The sequence below is a fragment of the Chryseomicrobium excrementi genome (assembly GCF_002798305.1).
GTDB lineage: Bacteria > Bacillota > Bacilli > Bacillales_A > Planococcaceae > Chryseomicrobium > Chryseomicrobium excrementi.
Window position 1 is genome coordinate 114,798 of the sequence record NZ_PCGR01000003.1, and the last position, 19,172, is coordinate 133,969.

The 19,172-nt window shown below is 39.2% G+C and carries 17 protein-coding genes and 1 pseudogene; 16 read left to right on the plus strand and 2 right to left on the minus strand.

The genetic code is table 11. The annotated features are described in order from the left end of the window. Positions 1-149: 149 nt before the first annotated feature. The 7 genes from CQS04_RS09620 to CQS04_RS09650 are packed head-to-tail and all read left to right on the plus strand — an operon-like array spanning position 150 to position 9,800. On the plus strand, positions 150-329 hold the full coding sequence (locus CQS04_RS09620; protein ID WP_100353943.1) for a plantaricin C family lantibiotic: 180 nt from the start codon (positions 150-152) through the stop codon (positions 327-329). 31 nt (positions 330-360) lie between these two features. Further along, positions 361-552, plus strand: a complete 192-nt coding sequence (locus tag CQS04_RS09625; protein WP_100353944.1) for a class II lanthipeptide, LchA2/BrtA2 family — start codon at positions 361-363, stop codon at positions 550-552. A gap of 14 nt (positions 553-566) precedes the next feature. Then, positions 567-3,497, plus strand: coding sequence for a type 2 lanthipeptide synthetase LanM (gene lanM, locus CQS04_RS09630; protein WP_100353945.1), 2,931 nt, complete (start codon positions 567-569; stop codon positions 3,495-3,497). 18 nt (positions 3,498-3,515) lie between these two features. Continuing rightward, positions 3,516-5,666 carry a peptidase domain-containing ABC transporter gene (locus CQS04_RS09635; protein ID WP_100353946.1) on the plus strand — a complete coding sequence of 717 codons (2,151 nt, stop codon included), beginning with the start codon at positions 3,516-3,518 and terminating at the stop codon, positions 5,664-5,666. Further along, on the plus strand, positions 5,657-8,458 hold the full coding sequence (gene lanM, locus CQS04_RS09640) for a type 2 lanthipeptide synthetase LanM (protein ID WP_100353947.1): 2,802 nt from the start codon (positions 5,657-5,659) through the stop codon (positions 8,456-8,458). Before CQS04_RS09635 ends, lanM (CQS04_RS09640) begins: the two co-directional genes overlap by 10 nt. 28 nt (positions 8,459-8,486) lie before the next feature. Then, positions 8,487-9,596, plus strand: coding sequence for a quinone oxidoreductase family protein (locus CQS04_RS09645; protein ID WP_100353948.1), 1,110 nt, complete (start codon positions 8,487-8,489; stop codon positions 9,594-9,596). A 21-nt stretch (positions 9,597-9,617) separates the two neighbouring features. Then, the gene (locus CQS04_RS09650; protein ID WP_100353949.1) at positions 9,618-9,800 is read left to right on the plus strand and encodes a hypothetical protein; all 183 of its coding nucleotides are present in this window, start codon (positions 9,618-9,620) and stop codon (positions 9,798-9,800) included. 68 nt (positions 9,801-9,868) lie between these two features. Here CQS04_RS09650 and CQS04_RS09655 read toward each other — a convergent pair whose 3' ends face one another. Continuing rightward, positions 9,869-10,768 (minus strand): helix-turn-helix domain-containing protein, encoded by a 900-nt coding sequence (locus tag CQS04_RS09655; RefSeq protein WP_100353950.1) that lies wholly within the window; start codon positions 10,766-10,768, stop codon positions 9,869-9,871. A 168-nt stretch (positions 10,769-10,936) separates the two neighbouring features. Here CQS04_RS09655 and CQS04_RS13810 point away from each other — a divergent pair, with 168 nt between their 5' ends. The 3 genes from CQS04_RS13810 to CQS04_RS09665 all read left to right on the plus strand — a co-directional run bounded on the left by CQS04_RS13810 (position 10,937) and on the right by CQS04_RS09665 (position 12,266). Then, positions 10,937-11,092, plus strand: a complete 156-nt coding sequence (locus CQS04_RS13810) for a hypothetical protein (protein WP_165775509.1) — start codon at positions 10,937-10,939, stop codon at positions 11,090-11,092. A gap of 325 nt (positions 11,093-11,417) precedes the next feature. Next, positions 11,418-11,792 (plus strand): YciI family protein, encoded by a 375-nt coding sequence (locus CQS04_RS09660; protein WP_100353951.1) that lies wholly within the window; start codon positions 11,418-11,420, stop codon positions 11,790-11,792. Positions 11,793-11,822: 30 nt separating this feature from the next. Then, complete coding sequence (locus tag CQS04_RS09665; protein ID WP_100353952.1) at positions 11,823-12,266, plus strand: YybH family protein; 444 nt, start codon at positions 11,823-11,825, stop codon at positions 12,264-12,266. A 36-nt stretch (positions 12,267-12,302) separates the two neighbouring features. On the opposite strand, the gene CQS04_RS09670 is transcribed toward CQS04_RS09665, so the two are convergent. Next, positions 12,303-12,623, minus strand: a complete 321-nt coding sequence (locus tag CQS04_RS09670) for a DUF3784 domain-containing protein (RefSeq protein WP_100353953.1) — start codon at positions 12,621-12,623, stop codon at positions 12,303-12,305. 215 nt (positions 12,624-12,838) lie between these two features. Here CQS04_RS09670 and CQS04_RS09675 point away from each other — a divergent pair, with 215 nt between their 5' ends. The 6 genes and pseudogenes from CQS04_RS09675 (at position 12,839) to CQS04_RS09700 (ending at position 19,166) form a co-directional block, all read left to right on the plus strand. Continuing rightward, positions 12,839-13,726 (plus strand): tetratricopeptide repeat protein, encoded by an 888-nt coding sequence (locus CQS04_RS09675; RefSeq protein ID WP_100353954.1) that lies wholly within the window; start codon positions 12,839-12,841, stop codon positions 13,724-13,726. 80 nt (positions 13,727-13,806) lie between these two features. Continuing rightward, positions 13,807-15,144: a M20/M25/M40 family metallo-hydrolase gene (locus CQS04_RS09680; RefSeq protein ID WP_100353955.1), complete on the plus strand. Its 1,338-nt coding sequence runs from the start codon at positions 13,807-13,809 to the stop codon at positions 15,142-15,144. Between the two features lie 177 nt (positions 15,145-15,321). After that, positions 15,322-16,266 (plus strand): annotated as a pseudogene (locus CQS04_RS09685) (DNA/RNA non-specific endonuclease). 44 nt (positions 16,267-16,310) lie between these two features. Then, complete coding sequence (locus CQS04_RS09690; protein WP_100353956.1) at positions 16,311-16,670, plus strand: ribbon-helix-helix domain-containing protein; 360 nt, start codon at positions 16,311-16,313, stop codon at positions 16,668-16,670. 113 nt (positions 16,671-16,783) lie between these two features. Next, positions 16,784-17,674, plus strand: coding sequence for a hypothetical protein (locus tag CQS04_RS09695; RefSeq protein ID WP_133118821.1), 891 nt, complete (start codon positions 16,784-16,786; stop codon positions 17,672-17,674). Then, positions 17,661-19,166: a hypothetical protein gene (locus CQS04_RS09700; RefSeq protein WP_100353958.1), complete on the plus strand. Its 1,506-nt coding sequence runs from the start codon at positions 17,661-17,663 to the stop codon at positions 19,164-19,166. The genes CQS04_RS09695 and CQS04_RS09700 overlap by 14 nt, the downstream gene beginning before the upstream one ends. The last annotated feature ends 6 nt before the right edge of the window (positions 19,167-19,172 follow it).

Below are 19,172 nucleotides of genomic sequence, written 5' to 3' on the forward strand. Positions count from 1 at the left end.
AACTTATTCAAAAGTAAAGTAAACTTTGATTTTTTAGCGTATTAAAATTCTAATAATTCTGAAGTTTACGTTGACCCTTAATTTCTCGACGTGCTAATTTTTACTTGGGCAAGGCAGATTTGCCACTTTCTAGGGAAGGAGGGACTTTCATGAAAAACGAACTTTTGAAGCAAGAGCAAGTGACTTGGTTTGAAGAAGTTGCAGATCAGCAGTTTGATGATGATGTATTTGGTGCATGTACTACAAATACATTTTCTCTAAGCGATTACTGGGGAAATAACGGTAACTGGTGCACAGCAACTCACGAGTGTATGTCTTGGTGTAAATAATCACACATTTTAGGGATGAGGAGAGATCACGATGCATAACAAGTCCATTCATGAAAACTCAGAAAAAGAATTGGAGCTAGGGCGTTACCTAGAATCCGATATGCTGGCATTAACTGACGATGAGGTAGCGGGTGGAGCTACACCTACAATCGTAATCACAGCAATCACTGGATACATTTCAGCTAATTCATGTCCTACTACTGCGTGTACTCGCGCCTGCTAAGAAGGAGATACTAAATGATTACCTACAAGAAGCAGTTTTATCCCGAACTTGAACCGTCAGATTTCGATAAGCATATCGCACCGATTCTCACTTACATAGATGAATTGAAGGTGCCTAATGATTACAAAATCAATGACTTGAACAGCCTCGATGCCCAAGAATCGTATCCCTTTCACAACCCTTGTAGGATGATTGCAAAACGTGCACTGGGAGATGCATGGGACTCGAGTCTAGAAGACAATTTAGTGAATCCTGAACCTTTTAAAGCTGCTATCTGTGAGTTATTCTCGCAGATAGCTTTCTCCTACTTAATTCGCTCTTTTGCTGAAGACATCAAATCTGAGACGGATACCTCAATGGATCCGAAACTGGCCTATCAACAGTACATTGAGGAGATGATGAGTACACAATTTGCTAAGTTCTCAACTACATATGCCGTCGGATGGGGACGCTGCAACAATCTATTAACAAATCGAGCGACTGCTCTAGTTGACATGATCAACCTGACCCAGAAGCATCGAGATGAAATAGAAATAGAATTGGGCATCCCAAAGACGAGCCGCATTCTTTCCATTGAATCTGGGGGAGACACTCATAACAATGGAACTTCAGTGGCAATCATCACTTTCGAGTTAGGTGAAAAACTGGTATTCAAACCGCGATCTGTTTCAGGTGAATTGGGTTATACAAAGTTCATTCAAGAGATTAATACAATCATTACTCCAGAGATGCCTTGCTTACAGGTTGTAGATTGTGGAGACTATGGGTTCACAAGCTTCGTCGAGACAAATGAAGAGAACATGGATATGTTTCAGGCGGGGCGTCTGGCGTGTTTAATGTACTTACTGAATGCGATAGACATGCACTACAGCAACATTCTATGGACAAATAAAGGGCCTCTACCTATTGATTTAGAAACACTCTTTCATCCTTCACGTATTCGAGTTGGAACGACGGAATCAAAGAGAAGTGCATACCATGCGCTAGAAAAATCCGTGTACGGGACAGGTGTACTTCCTATTTCTCTAACTACTAAAGGTGGAAAAGGCTCGGTAGATGTTGGATTTACAGGAATTCGAGATCAAAGAAGCGTGAGTCCTTTCAAAACTTTTGAAATCCGAGATGGTTTCACCTCAGAAATTCGGGTGGTTTGGAAACCTCAAATCATTGACAATACGCTTTCTAACGATCCAGAGTTTGAGGCCCAAATCCATGAGAGATGCGACGCAATCATCAACGGATTCACCGAACTGTTTATGCAGCTTCTTCCTAATAAAGAAAAGTTTACTCAAGCAGTGACTTCATCGTTTTCCGATGTGAAATTCCGCTACATACATAATATGACTTACAGGTACGAGCAAATTTTACGCATTCTATCAGATGCAGAACCTTCAAGAAATTTACAAACAGCACATACTCTACTTTCTCGGACCGCAATTTTAAGTGTTTCGAGTGATACGAACCTAGTGGTATCGGAATGTGAACAATTATGGAATGGGGATATTCCTTATTTCTCAATCCACTTTAAAGGGACCGATGTTTACGCTGGTAACAAAAAGATTTCTCACGTTCCAGCTAGTCCAGAAGCTCAATTCCTATCCAAAATGCAAAACCTGACTATGGAAGATTTAACAACACAAACGAATCTGATTCGGTTAGCTTTTGTTGCAAAGTTGGCGGATCCTCACGCAGATGGGGAATTACAACTTGAAGAATCAGAATCTATTGAACCTGAAAATAATAAATTCATGGTGAATACGGTAAAAGATTTTAACGATAAGAGGCACAAAGAAATCATTCAGTGGTTCTCGAACTCGATTACAAGAACGAGTTTGGACGATCGTTATGCGCATTTACCAAAAACATGGGTTGGTCCCGTTGCACGTCACGGAGGTCAAGGATGGACACCAGGAGTTTTAGGATATGACTTATATAACGGAAGGGTTGGCCCCGCACTTGCCCTGACAATTGCAGGGGAGCTCTTAAATGATAAAGACGCTCAAAGTGTCTCTGCAGATATTTTTGATAAATCGGCAAAAATTTTGAGTGACAAGAGCTTTGAACTCAGAAATGTCCTGTTATCAGGAATTGGTGGATTTTCAGGAGTCTCCGGTCTTCTATGGACACTCTACGCTGCCGGGAATTTCATTCACAACGACGAATGGAAAACTGCAGCAGTTGAAGCTTGGCCGCTTCTTCATCAGTCTCTTTCTATGGAAGATCCACAGTTCTTTGACATGATTACAGGAAAGAGCAGTTCCATCGCCATGCGCTATCAAACACAAACGGATTTTATGCTGAGTGAAGATGTCCTTCGTACAGCCACTACTATGGCACAAGCAAAACTAAATGATCCAGGGACAGAGATTACTTCAGGTCTTACGCATGGTTTGGGTCAGCTAGTGTGGTTCTTCTCTTTAGTCAATCAACGACAAGAAAATAAGGACGGAATAGAACTTGTTCAGACAATCGACCGGATGATTCAGACAAGCTATACCAATAAAGAGGGCATTATTGAGATTTATAAAGAAGACGGTACTAGAAACATCTCCTCTTCCTGGTGCAATGGGTTGTCGGGACTTCTAATTGCTTATTATGAAGCTTATAAGGCTGCAATCCTACCAAGAGAGTCCGTAGTAAACATACTTGATCAGTTAAAACGAATTCCTGTCTCCCGAGTACCTGTCCTATGTCATGGCAGTCTAGGAATTGTAGAGGCATTAGAGTATGTAAGTGAACTTTTCCCGATTGAGACAGCAGATATTTTAGCAGGGATGAAGTCCACATTTTGTTCTCCAGAATATATCTTTACTTACTATAAGAATGGGAAGGGGCGCTATCCGCTTAGCCCTGGTTTGATGGCTGGGAAGGCAGGGGCGTTATTGCATCTATGCAGATCCTTAGAGCCTAGTATTCAAACCTCCCCTTTAACATTTCGTAACTAAAGGGAAAGTGTGAGACTTATGAAAACGATAAAGCTCAAACCTACTTTGCAGCTCGCGCAGTCTGAGTGCGGACTTTGTTGTGTGCGTACAATTCTAGAAGCTTATAAGTATGAGATCTCCATAACAGAACTTAGACAAATTAAAGAGCCGGGACGAGACGGACTTGGTTTGCAGAAATTAAAGGAACTACTTGGTCACTTTGGTATGGACGCAAAAACCTATCGAATAAAGGACGCAAGAGCATTTACTTTGATTGAATTCCCCGTAATTGCTTTTTGGAAAGGCTACCACTTCATTTGTATAGAATCTTATACCGAGAATGAAGTAATCATCATGGATCCTTCCATTGGAAGGGTGAAAATTCCTCAAGAAGAATTTCTTGAAAACTTCGATGATTACGTGCTATTAGCAAAGCCAGGTGCAGACTTTAAAAAACGGAAAACACAGCCACTCGATAGATGGAAAAAAGCCTATATTTGGCCGTCTGATATGATGCAACTCTATGTGAAGATTGCATTGCTGAGTATTCTTTTGGTTGGAATGACCTTATCTATTCCTTTGTTTACTCAGTATCTGATAGATAACGGATTAGGAGACGTGAAGTCTTTTGCTAGCACATTAGGAGCCATTGTTTTAGCGATGGTTCTCATGATGGGGCTGAACTCACTCAGAACGTTTTTCTCTATCAAGCTTACTTACCGGTTTAGCTGGCACCTGATTGGAGGCGCATTTACAAGGGTCTTGTCACTTGCAGCTAAATACTTCACGGTGAGGGCACCAGGAGAAATTATTTATAGACTCAATTCATTAACTCGTATTCAGCATGTTCTGGGAACTACGCTGGTTCAAGCCTTCTTGGATTTGATAAGCAGTGTGGCAATCCTTGGCTATATTTTTTGGATCTCTCCTTTACTCGGAGCGATGGTTCTCGTCTTTATTGGAGCGACGTTTAGTTTCTTGATCATCGGACAGTCCTATGTCAATGCTGCGACGGATAAAGAATTGCATGAAGGAACCAATGCACAAAGTATCCAGTTGGATGCTGTCGTGTCCATTAACAGTGTAAAGCTCGGTGGCTACGTCCAATCCTACATATCGGACTGGAAAAAACGCTTCAAACGCTATCTGGATGCTACGAGCAGACGAATGCATATCCAGCAAGGCATTATCGGAGCAGTGTTGTCAGGAATTCAAGTCTTTGCTCCGTTGATTCTCTTGGTAACCAGTATCTATTTAGCTGAAATGGGGGTCTTGACCCTTGGACAGGCCGTAGCAGTCCAAGCTATCGTTTCACTCCTGTTTATTTATATGAATTCAATTTTCACAACCGCTTCTGAACTGATGGTGGCCATGCGTTATATCGTTTTAGCAGAAGATATTTTTGAATATCCTCAAGAACAGTCTCGTCCTCATTCAGAACGTATGGAGAATGGAGCTCTCTCTATTAAAAACTTGAGCTTTAGCTATACAGCAGATGATGCTCCCGCTATTCACGATATTTCACTTGATATTGCAGATGGTGAGACGATTGCCCTTGTGGGTGTCTCGGGTTCTGGGAAGACGACGTTAGGGAAAGTCATCAGCAGTTTGTTTGAACCAACCAGTGGAGCTATTGAGTTCGGCGGTAAAGATTACCACGATTACAATCTTGATACGCTGCGGGAGTCTATTAGTTATATTCCTCAAGAAGCCCATCTTCACAACCGGACGATTATGGAAAATCTGATGTTAGGGTGCAAACGTTCCGAAGAAGAGATACGTGATTATTGTGACTCTCTAGGTTTTCTAGAATTCATCAAGAGTTTCCCGATGGGCTACAATACGGTTATATCCGAGACAGGTGCCAATCTATCAGGAGGGCAGAGGCAACGGATCCACATAGCACGAATCTTGTTGCAGACTCCAAAACTTCTGGTGATGGATGAGGCAACGTCCTCTTTGGATAATATTTCGCAATCTATTGTCTACGAAGCACTATCTGCCATTCCTTGTACAAAAGTAGTTATAGCGCATCGCTTTGCTACGATTCAAAATGCAGACCGTATTGTAGTCCTTGATAAAGGAGCCATTATTGAAGTGGGTAATCATGAAGAATTACTTGATAAAAAGGGCTTGTACGCACAACTGTTCAGTACAGAGCTCAAGAAGGAGAGTTTAGTATGCAGTTAGTAGCAGAGAAGCTAGTGGATGCGGTAGCAAATTACTTTTCAGATGAACTAAAAAAGACGACTTCTGAGATCAAAAAGACCTTGTCTTCCCAAAATCAAATAGAAAGTGCAGAAGGCGCTGCGGCGGAATGTTTACGCTCTCTACTTCACTATCATACATGGAGACTGTGCCACAAGACATTTGTCTATGAGTTTCACGTTTATAGACAAGAGCAGGGCTATCCAGTAGATCCTGCTTCTTCTAAAGTATTTGACGAGTATGTCAGTAAGTTAGATGAAACTGTAGTGGGTGACTGGTTTGAAAAATACCAGTGCTTGAAGCAGATGGTGACCAATGCGGTACGGAACTCATGTGACTTTGTTGAAGAGGTTTGCCATCACCTTTCACAGGATGCTGCTCTACTTGTTTCACGTGGGTTCATTAAGCCGCACGACACACTAAAAGCCATTATTCCTCTGGATTCAGATCCTCATAATGGCTCACGAGTGAATCTGAGCCTTGAATTTGGTACGACTACAAAAGTTTTATACAAGGCGCGTTCGTTAGCTATTGATGAAGTGATGATTGAGGTCTTTTCGGATATTTTGAAGTTTGAAGAATTCACCGATCACGCACCTATCCCTCAAACGATTCACCGAGGCGGATATGGATGGCAGGAGTTTATTCACCACTCTTCCATAACAGATAGGGAAATAGCCCAAGCGTATTACAATCTCGGGCTTTGTGCAGCAGTATTTAGCTGTCTGGGTGCTACCGATCTTCATGATGAAAACATAATTTTTCAAGGTGTATTTCCGTATTTTGTGGATTTGGAAACCACGTTGCAACCGAGCTATAAACGTACGCAAACCTTACCCGATCTAATGGAAGAAAGGATTACGTGTTCCATTGCCAACACATCCGTTATTCCAGCAAAACAATTAACGCTTCCGCATGAAGTGCTAATAGGGGCCATCAATACGCCGTATGCACAAGAGACCAATGAGATGGTCTTTGCTTTGAAACATCCAGGGACCGATGCAATCGATCTCGCAAAAGAAAAAATAACAGTGACCCGCACTACTGTTCCGATTACCCTGACTGATAACCAAGCACCAGATCCGCTACCCTATCAAAGAGACTTCTTAGAAGGCTACTCTCTAGGATACAAAAAGGTGCTGGAGGTTCGGCAGAGCATCTGCGAAAAGCTCGTAGAGAAAGAGTGTTCGCTAAGGGTCGTTATCCGGCCTACCGTACAATACTACTTCTTATTAGATGCCTGTCTGTTCCCAGAAAATTTAAAGGACGAGCAAGCGATTGATAGGGTCCTTGGCTATCTCAAGCCTCCAAAATTTGTTCGCGATCCACAACTGGCACTGACTACGTTTGAGGAAGAGAAAAAGTCTCTTAAGGCGGGAGATATTCCCCACTTTTCTATTCATTTGGATGATACCAGACTGCGTTCAGTAGGGTATGTTTCAGAAGAAATTTTTGATTTGTCTCCTGCACAACAAGCTATCAAGCGTCTTCAAGGCCTGACGGAAGAAAATTTACTTCAGGATCAGAGGCTGATAGCAGAAGGTTTTTCTGAAATCAGACTACACGCGTCCAAGCATACCAAAGTGCAGGATATCCAGCATATGTCGCCTTTGTTTACCGATGTGCTGGACCAAGTGACTCCAGAGGATCCTAGTGCACTTATTGATTTGCTCACAGATCTTGCAGTGACGACTCCAGGACCCGGGACTGTTTCGGAAACCGGGTGGATTGGAGGCGTATATGGAGATATTCCCATTTCCTACGATTCCATCGCGTTAATTTCTCTACACGATACCGGGGGCATTTTATTTTTAACGCATCATCTGGAAGGTTATGAAGGCAGTCGCTATTCGGAATTGTATCAGCAATCTGTTCGCGGAATCGAACGTTTGCGCAACTCGTTTTCTAGCCATCTGGCAACGGGTCCGAAGTCCATCATTTCGGGACTAAGTTCATTAGAATTTGTGCGGAATACGCACTCCCCGCGCATGAAAGAAGTAGAAGAAGCAGCCCTAAACGCAGCAGCTGAACCTGCATCTGTGGGAGATGTTTTCATCGGAGCTACAGGCATGGGAGCTGTACTGGCTACATTTCCAGAAACGTCGCCGCAAGTCCTGTCTCAGCTGAGAGCGAGTATTCAAGCTCAACATGAGGTGGACCCTTTACCTAGCCAAGGAATTGCGCATGGAGTTTTAGGGACATTGTGGACCCAATTTAGACTGGCTGCTGCACTGGATGACCGAGACACATGCCTTACTTTGTTTGAACAAACAAAACAATTTGAGTTTCCGGCTACAGCGAACAGTACCGGTTGGTGCAACGGGAATGCAGGGTTGCTCATGGTGCTAGCTGAAATGGCGAAAGTCCTTAGGCTGCCGCTGGATTTCTATGATCTGGCTAAAAAAACAACTCTGCTCCCTCCCGAGAGACCTCTAGATCTCTCCGTCTGTCACGGTGCTGCAGGTATTCTCCAGTCTCTATTAGTCGCCTACAAATCAACTGGAGACATCAGACTGCTGGAAATGGCTAATGGTTATTGGGCTGATGCATTGAAGCATGCACAAACCAAAGGTTTTTATACAGGTGAAAAAAATAGGGACTATTTATTGGGGTACTTCCTCGGTTGGAGCGGTGTCGCGGATTCTGCACTTCTCCTCAAAATGTACAATGAAGGGAAAACCCCGTGGATTCCTCTGAACTTAAGCTCGGCCCATTATCAAAACCATTTATTGAAGACAAACTTTACTAATGAAGAACACATGCAGCAAGCTTGAGACGACTAAAACGAAAGGAGGAATCTTCATGCAATCATTAGTCGCGATTAACCCAAATAAGAAAGATGCATTTGACTATACAGAGCTGGGAACGGTTCAATTTGGTCAAGAAGAAGTACTTGTTGGACTGATTGATCTTGAAAAACCAAATTTTGACCCAGAGGAAGAGAAAAATAGAGAACATGTCTTGGTGAAAGTGCGGGCCTTCTCATGTAATTACCGAGATAAGGCGTTACTGGTTGAAAACTATAGCTCTATTCAGCGAACAGATCGGCTTTTTGTTCCTTTTGGTTCTGAATTTAGTGCGGAAATAGTAGCGGTTGGAAGCGCAGTGAGCGATTTTCAAGTAGGAGATATCGTCATGTCGGACTGCGCTTATCCGTACAGTGGAAGAGAAGGTGTGATGCCTGGGGTGGCAACAAACTTTGCCTCTATGGGATGGCTACGTCTTCATAAAAACAAGCTCATCAAGAAACCGGGGACCTTGTCAGACAGTGAAGCGGCTTGCTTCTCACTGGGAGCACAAACAGCATCGGGTATGATCAGACGCTCAGGAATTCTTGAACAAGGCGGGACGCCTCTTGTGCTGAGCTCTCGCTCCAATACTTCTCTGTTCATCATTCAGCAGTTGCTGGCGCGTGGAATCACACCGGTCTGCCTATCTACTTCGGAGTGGACGGAGAAAGAACAGCAAGCTATTCAGCCGAGCCGTGTAGAATCTGTAAAAGCGGCTCTCGAGAATTTCAGGAATGACACTGGCAAAGAAGCGGTCACGCATGTCTTTGATCCTTTTTATGATATGAACATTGGGTACGGCCTTTATTTCTTACAGCACGGAGGTACTTACATCACGTGCGGGATACGAGACCAACATCCAAAACTGTCTCAAGAGACACCGAAAGACGCGGAAGCCACCGTCCGAGGTGCTTTAGAGATGAGCATTGTTAAGAACGTTTCAATCATGGGGAACTGTCTTGGATCTAGAGAAGATTTAGAAGGAGCGATCCAATTACAGGATGCAACTGATAGAAAAATAATTTTAGATCAAGAGTATGAGGTAAAAGACGGTGTAGACTTTGTGCAAAGATCCTTTTTCGATTCAACAAGATTTGGAAAATGTGTACTCGTCTATGCATAATTAAGTTAGGAGGTGGCTAAAATGACAACAGTTCAATGGCTACTTGTGATTTTCATTTCAGCAGGTGTAGGGATTTTCAGTAATCAGATACTAGAGAACATCCAACTCAATGTATGGGTAGCAAGAGGGATTGGGTGTATCGTCGCTGTAATTGTAGCACTCCTCATGTATAAGTACTTCATGGGAAAAGTTCGGGCATCATAAGCTAATAAAACCAACAGATGTCTCAAGAAAAAGCCGTTCTGTCAAATTGACATGAACGGCCTCTTTAATTATTTCAGATGGAATTGAACTTCATCGATTTTATCGGTGATAATAGTCAACCATTTAGGGTTCCGTACCTTTACCTTGTAAATTTCTTGTGATTTCTTTAACCATAGTAATGCCTGTTTATAGTCTTGCATTTTCTCGTAGTTCAGACCAATCTGGAAATACAATTCTCCTAGTACAGAAATAGACTCCATATTTTCACTATAACTAATTCCCTCTTGGCAATACTTGATGGACTCTTCGTATTTTCCTTGCATCGTGATCACTTTCGCCAAGTTGTAATAGACTTTTGGCAACAGTGGAGAAATAGATAAGATATGAGAGGGAACCTTATCTTTGATAGCTAAAATTGATTTAAATGTTTTTGTGGATTCTTCTAACATAGATTCTTCCGCGTACAGAATTCCTTGACTATTTAAGATCTGCGCATCTTGATAAGAGAAAATAAGGTTATTAGTGCTGTTAAGAGCTTGTTCAAGTAGACGCATTGCTAGTGTGAAATCATTTGTTAAATAGTAATGGCAGACTCCCTCTGCCCATAAAAAGAATTGTTTTACTTTCCCACCATTCTCGTAAGTTGGTGTGCTTTTTTCAAACTCAATAATCCGAAGAGCATTTTTATAATCATTCGCTTCAATAAATCTCATGACTTTGGACTCCACTTTTTTAAACTGGTCGAAAGTTGGGTTTTCAGACATTAACAAAAGTCCGTCCAGGGTAATACCTAACTTTTCTGCAATCAATTTCAATAATACCGAGTTTGGAATATTAGAACCGCTTTCAATATGGCTGATCAAGGATTGTGTACAAATATCTTTAGCAAGTTCTTTTTGAGAAATACCGAGACTCCCTCTTAGTTCTTTGATCGTTTTTCCAATAGCCAAGTCTAAGTATGGATCCATCAGGAACACCTCTTATCATAAGTGATTTTCATAGTTGGCAGTGAATTGTAATAAAAAGTGAAGGTGTTAAAAAAAGAGTATTAATATTCTAATATTCGATAAATTCTTGAAATAATTGTGATATAGTCTCCTTGAAAGCAAGTTCACTTTACAAAAGGGAGAGAGATTATGAAAAAGTTAGCAGTACTTTTAAATGTCTTTATGGCTTTGTTGATGTTAAATCTTGCAAATGGAGATATGGTGAAAATTTCTCATGATTCGCCAATCACAAGTTTTTATGATTTAAATGGCGATGATGACGAGGAGCTGCCTTTCCGTCACTAATTAAAACTGAAACAGATTATTACTCTTTCTTTATAGGGGTTGTAAGAAAGAGGTTATAAAAAGTATTCCTTAAATAGGGGTACTTTTTTTATGCATACATTTAGTATACGAAAAAGAGAGTCTAAGGTTTCATGGGGATGTTAAATAGAAAGACAATAGAACTAATTATTCTATATGCATGTATCCTCCCACTTATCCTATAAAGAGTCAGTTACTAATTTAATGAGATGAATGCAGGAATCTAAACGTTCATTTAATAGGGTATACTACTACAAAAGAAAAAATTCACTTTTCATACAACAAGTGGTGAAGGAGGACAAAAATTATGATTTTTGTATGTATGGGATACTTCGATAAAGACAAGATGCATCAACTGCCAAGCGAAGAATTTGAGACTCTAATGGCTGCCTGTCAGCCGCATATGGGGGCCTTGAAAAAGACGGGAAAAGTACTGGTGGATGCAGGCTTGGATTCGGAAGTCACGTCCCTCAAACGGCGAGAGGGAAAGGTGTACGTAACAGACGGGTTGGAAACGACATCTACGGAGTTGATCGGCAGTGTGTTTCTAATTGAAGCGGACACCCTCCAGCAAGCCATTGAACTGGCTGCTCTGCATCCGACTACCCAACTAGACGAGGCAGAGAAGTTCGGCTGGCGGACAGACATTCGACCGGTCCACACATTTACCTCTTCTCTATGAATATCCTACTATAACTAAGGAGCTGACCGAATGAACAATGCATTCTACGAAGTTTCACAAGTTCTTGAAAACTACGCAGCTGCTGTCTATGAACTCGATGTCGAGAAGTTTCTAGCTGCCTATCATGAGGACATTCATCTCTATGATTGCTGGGGAAGGTGGGAGCTCCAAGGGCTTCCTGCGTGGAGAGAGAGCGTAGCGGAATGGTTTTCGGGTATCCGAGAAGACAACAATGTCGTGAACGTAACTTTTGATGATGTCGTAATCACCGAAGACGCGAATACAGCCTTTATACACTGTGCCGTCACCTTCACAGGATACGAAGCCGGCGGAAGTGAACCGCTCCGGCAGATGACCAACCGCTTCACGTTTGGCTTGAAGAAATCTGAAGAGTCTTGGCAGATCGCTCATGAACATTCCTCTCTCCCGATTGATCTTGAGACCGGTAACGCCCTATACGATTCGAAAGCCTGAACACAGAGAAAAAGCCAGCTCCTTTGCGAGCTGGCTTTAGCTGTTTCTAAATCGGTTTCCTGTATTCGAATACACAAGCGTAAAAACAATGAGTCCTATCATTAATGCGATTCCAATCCACATCAGCAAAGGCATCTCCAGCCACTCACTCAGTGACAACAACACCAAACTAAAGCTGATGCCGTACAGGATCTTGCTCATGAACTTGCACAGTGCCCGTTCATCATACTTCGCTTTCTCTTCCTTGGGCATAGTGTTATACCCCGCAATCAAAAAGGCTCCTTTTCCCTGCGAGAGGAAGTAAGCCATGATCAGGAATGGGATGACGAGTAGGAGGTTTATGATGGCTGGTGACATAGAAGTAGCTCCTTTCGAAATAAACTAGTAATTATTATACGCAATTGGTAATGAAAGGTTTCGCTAGGGTAATTAAGGGATGGAATGAATAGATTTGATTTAGCTCCTTTCTTGTTCAGTATTCTTGGGTCAGTTTACGCTAGAAATAGTCTGCTAAGTCTGCATCTAAAAAGTTTATAATTATCCTAATAAATTCAACTGACAGGAGTCATGACATGTTTGATAAAGAAGCTTGGAACTCAAAAGATCAAAATGAACTGTTTAAAACTTTATTACATAGAATCAAAGTCGAGAAGAAATTCTCAGATAAAAGCATACAGGATATGAAGAAACTTATGAGATATGCCTATTATCTCAAAATGAGTAATCAAAAAAACTATTTAGTGGCGGAGCAGGAGTTTGAGAGAATCCTAAAATTATTTAAAGGGAATGCAGAGGCTTGTTATCGTTATGGTTTCATTCTCTATCAGAAAAGGGATTGGGCGAAAGCACTCTATTATTTTGATCAAGCCCTTACACATGGGACAACTCGAGCGCTCTTTCCATTAACAGAGAGCCAAGCAATGAAAGCCCCATTCTTCAAAGGGTATTGTGCGGCACAGGTTTTAAAAGAGGTTAAAGAAGAGATGGAACTACTAGATGAAGAAGACAAAAAGCTTCAAGGTGAAGGAATCTCAATAAGCGATTTAATTGAACAGTTTAGAAACGAAATTAAGAGCCATAAGTACACTCTAGAAACAAACCAAGAAGAGTTTGTGTACTTGGATGAGGAAGTCTATGAAGATAGTATTTTTGATACTAAGTACGAATTGCTTTTAAATTATGCTGATGAAGGCCTATATGCAAAATGTCGAGGAACACGTGTTGATTTGACAGTTGATCAAATGGAGTTATTAGAAAAATTGATTAAGGCTGAGGGCAGAATGGTAAGTCTTCATGATTTAGATGAGGAGATCTCGTGGGATACTTACAGAACTAGAATTAGACGTCTAAAAGAAAAATTTGCGAATGCTGATGTAGATTTAGCGATTGATAATGTACGGGGAGAGCAGAGTTATAAACTCATGAGAATGTACTACGGGATCATTCGAGCGGATGCTTAAAGTAAAGATTTAATTCTGTGACAGCCTTGTCACAGCTGTTTGAAATAATAAGGTCATCAAACAAGAGGAGTGATCTTATTATGGAAAACTGGTCAACGATTTTAAATGGGTATGGATTTGCTTGTACGGTGAATGAAAGTCGCTGGATTGTTATTGATGAAACAATTTCAGAGGAAAGTGTCGAATTTCTTTCGAAGGTCTTAAAAACATCAGGGGTACAGCATTTTATTGATGGGAAAAGAGTGCATTTAGAAGGGAAAATACCAGAAGAGAAGTTTGTTGAATCACTCTCTAAATTAGTGAATCCAATTACAGAAATGATGTACTACCCAGAAGCCTTGCCTAGCTACAAACTAGATGTCTACATTGCCGGTATCGTCAGACAATTGAACCGTTTAGGGCTTCTGACTTGCATGAGTTGTGATGGTCACGGAACAAAATCACCTTATATACACTTCCAATCCAATATTGATGCATTACAAGCAGAGGTTCTCTTTAGAGAATTGGGAGTGAAGGTCCATGTAAGTGGAGCTAGCTTGCGGTTTAAAAAGAAGCGGGAATCACTTCCTGGTATAGCGAATCAACTTGCTGCTTTGACTGAAGTGCCATCTAACAAACTCACTCAAAAAAAGTATGAAGAAACTTTGGAAGAATTGCTTCTTATCAATGGAGAAAGTGGAGAAGAAGCAACTGTCCGAAACTATGTGACGCAAAAGATGAGCCCTCTTGTCGATGAAATGTTTGTCGATGATGCAGGTAACCTACATGCCAAACAAGTCTTTGGTGAAGGACCTACAATTATCTTAAATGCTCATTTAGACACAGTGAGCTCTTGGGATGAGGATAAAGAAATCTTAAAGCATGGATGGGATGTTTGGTCTTCTTCTACAGGGATTTTAGGTGCTGACGACCGTGCAGGAGTTGCCGTATTATTAGGGTTAGCACATCTGCTTCCGAACTCGTCATTTGATGGAACCATTCACTACATCTTTACTGTTGAAGAAGAAATTGGCCTCTGCGGAGCTCGTGCAGTGACACCAGAACTGATTCAAGAAGCAAAAATGGCATTTGTCATCGATAGAAGAGGAAAACATGACATCGTGGTCGGTAGCCAGTGGGGCGGCCTCTTCTGCTCGGAGGAGTTTGGTCAGCGTGTAGAGCGTATTGCAAGACGTACACAAAGTAGACGTTGGACTTGCACACTAGGAGGATCCAGTGATACAAGAATCTGGGTCTCTCATGGTATTGAAAGTGTTAACCTCTCTGCTGGGTATATGAATGAGCATACAGAAGATGAGACTCTTGATGTGCGAGCGAATCTAAATACTCTTTCTGTAGTGTATAAATTAGTGGAAGATGCTACTTATTTGCTACAAAAGAAGACTCAAAGACCATTGAGAAGTAAGAGTGCGATGTAATTAATAGAAAATGATTTGGCTGTGCAGATAGTTTTCTGCACAGTTTTTTTAAAGCCCTTGCAATAAACAATATTTGGTATAATGTAGAATTAATAGAATATAAAAATGTTAGAAAATTATATTAATGGTGACTGAGTTACTAATATTTATAAAAATCTCTGAATAGGAGGAGAGCTTTTGGTTAAATTCAGACATTTGTATTTTTTGATTGTAATTAATATCACTTTAACTGGATGTAATACTATTAATGAGGATTCTGCAAATAAAAATGACGCCATTGCACAGGAAGTCACAAACAACAAAAAAGAGAATGATAGTAAGGGAAATTCTATATTGAACACTGAAGATAATGAAGCAACAGAAGAAGTAAAGGAATCGAAAGAGAAAGTTATTGAAGAAGAGGATCCTTTATTTAATGGATATAAACTGCTTTTGGTAGATGGTGGAGATATTTCAGGAATGCGACAACCAAATGTGGTTGTAGATATTGGATTTGCTGATCGTGAGTATTGGGCATTTACAAATGAGCATGGTCAATTAGTTCGTGTTATTGCTGCAGAAATCATTATTCAGGATAGTGGTGAACCTTTGATAGATTCAGGAAGGTATTATTCAGATGAAGCAAAGGTGCCTGGAGTGGAGGATGAAAATCTAGATGAGGGTCACGTTATTGCAGACTCTCTAGGAGGTGTTTCTAATGCATACAATATTACTCCGCAGGACAGCATACTAAATAGACATGGTGATCAAGCATATATGTAAAGTGTGATTAGAAGTGCTGGTGGCGCAAATAATTTCGAAGCCATCATCACATATCCAGATTCACAAACACAAATACCATCAAGTTATCAATATACATATACACTCTTGGGTGAAGTTATAGTAGATGTATTTGAAAATGTGAATCCAGACGAGGTGAATAATTCCCAAGGTCTCACAGACAATAAGTCAACAGATACGTCTAGCGAAGAAAACGATATCTCAAGTGTAGATACAAATGGAAACGGTCAAGTGACAATAAAGGAAGCGAAAGCTGCAGGTTTCAGCATGCCAATTCTTAGTGACCACTGGCTTTATCAGTATATGGACGATAGAGATGGTGACGGGATGGTTGGAGAATAATTGATATGAAACTCAAATACTTATAAGAAGGTGAGAATGTAATTGTGATTAATATAGATATTGATAATAAGTTAAAACAAAAGATTGATGAGCTAGTTATTGAAAAAGGTTTTAATGATATTAATGAATTTATAATTAATATCTTGAATAGAGAAGTTAATACGATAAACCACGACGCTCAATTCAATAATCTATTACTAAATTTTAAATCATTAAAATCAGGACAGCTGTTTAGTATAAAAGATTTAATCAATTTAGATCTCAATGAGAGAAATTCATTTTATTTAATACAGGAGTTCGAAATTTTTTTCGAGTATTATCTTGGGAAATCAAATCAAGACGATATGTACGAAACTTTGTACTTTGATGAAAAAAAATTCGCACAAATTTACTTGAAAAAATAGTGGGAAAATTATAAGAAACTTGAATTCTCCAATTAGATAGGGGTGATGAATCGGTGTTGGGAAATATTACATATTTGCATCCGAATAGAAACTATAATGAATTGGAGCCTTGGATGAAGTTTGCAATTAAATTGTCTCAATTTATTAAAAGCCATAATGAATCTATTAAAATATATATATCAGTTCCATCTAGTTTACTTTTTTCTTATATCTTTATATTAGGATGTTTAGATTATGATTTTAATAACACTGAGAAAGATACATTACTTACAAAGTACTTGTCTTTACAAAAAGGACAGCGTGTATTGTATAAAGTTGGTGAACAATGGTACGCGCATTCAGTTCAAGGTATGGGGGAACATCCGATTTCAAAGAATAGGGCACTTATTCTTCAAGATAGAAAAAAAACTAAAAATTACGTCCCAGAGGAAAGATGGTTTACTCACGTCCGTATTTTCGAAGATGATATTTCTAAAGTAAGAAATGTTCGTCGAGTTAATAACGTAGTTGATGTTTTAGAAGACCCTTTACTAAGCAGCATATATGAGCAAAAACAATTACATTTAAATATGATGCTTAATACACCAAATACATATATGCTCACAAATAGATCTGAGTGGTCTACTTACATAGATACTTTTCAATTCAGGGTACAAGATATTTCGTTTCAACTTAATGATTTCATTTTTGATGGTTCCTCAACTAGTTTCAAAAATCTTGGATTTATAAACAATAAAACTTTAAATCTAGAATCTAAAAATGCTACTGTTGTTTTTACTGGAAGTTCACGTGCAATAACGAAAATGGATGATTTTAAACGGCAAAAATGTGTTTTTATTATAGATCGTCATGAATTAAAAGAAAAGAGAGACGATTTTAATTTTAAAGTTGAAAATGATTTCTCATCTGGAGATATCATAAATATTAACGAGATTCTTTTAGAATACTTGAAAGATCATAATGTAGTATTGCCAGAAGGGGTTGAGGTTATTGCATGGATATAGAAAAGCAAATCTAGCGCTGGTAAATCAACTTTTTACAACTAATTGTCATATCGGATTTGAAAAAGCCTCGCATCAAAATGTCGATGAATTAATATATAAGCTTATAAGTATGAAAAATTATATTGATTCTTATTATTCAAATGATGAAATCCTGTTACTTGAGACAACGAATTTTCTAAATATATGTCGGAGAATTCTTGGGACAATAGAAAATTACTGTGATTTTTTTATAAATCATGATAATGAAATACGACACTTTATTAATTTTATAAAACGGCACTATAAACAACTTTATGAAGATGAAATTGATTCGATAATTATGACAATTCGGACACTACGTGTACTTGAAGAAAATGCCTTTAGAACTTCTATTGAAAAAATGTTAGGTGCAAAGAAATTCTTGCCTGAAGAAACAGTTATCATTACAAAAATGAAGTTGCCAATAAATAAATTACAAGTGGGAAATATATCTATTCGAATGATGAATGAGAAAGAATTTTTAAAGCAAGGAAATTTTGTTGAAGTGTTGATATTTATTGGGAGTCCAAATTATATAGATTTACGCTTTAGTGAGGTGTTTTATTCTCATAATCTTTATTTTATTGCTTATGAAAGTTTTGAGAATAAGTTTATAAAACAGGATTCATATCAGAAGATTATTGCTGCAGAAAATCAATTAAATACAATCTATAGAAACGTAAGTATTGAGCCAGGAACTGATGGAGTAAAATTAAAAGAGCTTTCAAATGAACTTACAACAAAAGAGAATGAAATAAAAATAATTTCACAATATGAAAAGCATGATAAAGAGGATCTTACAATAGTAGAAGCAAAATTGGCGATTATTTCTAATCACAACTTTATTTTCTTACCTCTGAGACAGAAGATTAATATTATTGAGAGAGAAACATTGAAAATATTGCAAAGTCCAATTAAAGAAATTGGTGTCGGTGATTTATTATTATTCCGCACTCAAAATGCTAATAAGCTTATACGTGATGTTGCCGATGAAATACTTGGTTTAGAGGCACAAATGCACAGGGAAAATGTGGAAATTTGGAAGCGGAAGCTTAGGAAATTAATTAGAATTAATGGTATAGAGAAAGTCTCCAGAGTATATAGAAAAAAAGAAGGCTTAGAAGCAGCTTATATACATAATCTCAAATACTGGGTAAGTGACTTCTCTATTCAGCCAAGATGTTTATCGACACTACTTAATGAATTAAATATTAATAAAGAACAGCAGCTTGAAATTCAAAACTCTACAAAGCTCATTGTTAGTGCGCATATTTCAGCTGGAAGAAAAATATCAAATAGTTTGATGGAAGAATTGGATCAGAATTTAGAAAATATAATCGAAGAGAGAGGTTACTTCGCTTTTACTTCAAATGTTTTTGATGGAACCACTTTTAATATTGAAGAAATTAGAAAACTAAGTAATGAAACTTTCTTTGTCCAAGAAAAAGACACACTAAAAATAATTAAAAGTTGAGGTGAA

Coding starts and splice junctions, on each gene's coding strand:
- lanM (WP_100353947.1), top strand. CDS start 5,657: ATGCAGTTAGTAGCAGAGAAGCTAGTGGATGCGGTAGCAAATTACTTT.
- CQS04_RS09635 (WP_100353946.1), top strand. CDS start 3,516: ATGAAAACGATAAAGCTCAAACCTACTTTGCAGCTCGCGCAGTCTGAG.
- CQS04_RS09650 (WP_100353949.1), top strand. CDS start 9,618: ATGACAACAGTTCAATGGCTACTTGTGATTTTCATTTCAGCAGGTGTA.
- CQS04_RS09660 (WP_100353951.1), top strand. CDS start 11,418: ATGATTTTTGTATGTATGGGATACTTCGATAAAGACAAGATGCATCAA.
- CQS04_RS09665 (WP_100353952.1), top strand. CDS start 11,823: ATGAACAATGCATTCTACGAAGTTTCACAAGTTCTTGAAAACTACGCA.
- CQS04_RS09625 (WP_100353944.1), top strand. CDS start 361: ATGCATAACAAGTCCATTCATGAAAACTCAGAAAAAGAATTGGAGCTA.
- CQS04_RS09670 (WP_100353953.1), bottom strand. CDS start 12,623: ATGTCACCAGCCATCATAAACCTCCTACTCGTCATCCCATTCCTGATC.
- CQS04_RS09675 (WP_100353954.1), top strand. CDS start 12,839: ATGTTTGATAAAGAAGCTTGGAACTCAAAAGATCAAAATGAACTGTTT.
- CQS04_RS09655 (WP_100353950.1), bottom strand. CDS start 10,768: ATGGATCCATACTTAGACTTGGCTATTGGAAAAACGATCAAAGAACTA.
- CQS04_RS09695 (WP_133118821.1), top strand. CDS start 16,784: ATGAAGTTTGCAATTAAATTGTCTCAATTTATTAAAAGCCATAATGAA.
- lanM (WP_100353945.1), top strand. CDS start 567: ATGATTACCTACAAGAAGCAGTTTTATCCCGAACTTGAACCGTCAGAT.
- CQS04_RS09620 (WP_100353943.1), top strand. CDS start 150: ATGAAAAACGAACTTTTGAAGCAAGAGCAAGTGACTTGGTTTGAAGAA.
- CQS04_RS13810 (WP_165775509.1), top strand. CDS start 10,937: ATGAAAAAGTTAGCAGTACTTTTAAATGTCTTTATGGCTTTGTTGATG.
- CQS04_RS09680 (WP_100353955.1), top strand. CDS start 13,807: ATGGAAAACTGGTCAACGATTTTAAATGGGTATGGATTTGCTTGTACG.
- CQS04_RS09645 (WP_100353948.1), top strand. CDS start 8,487: ATGCAATCATTAGTCGCGATTAACCCAAATAAGAAAGATGCATTTGAC.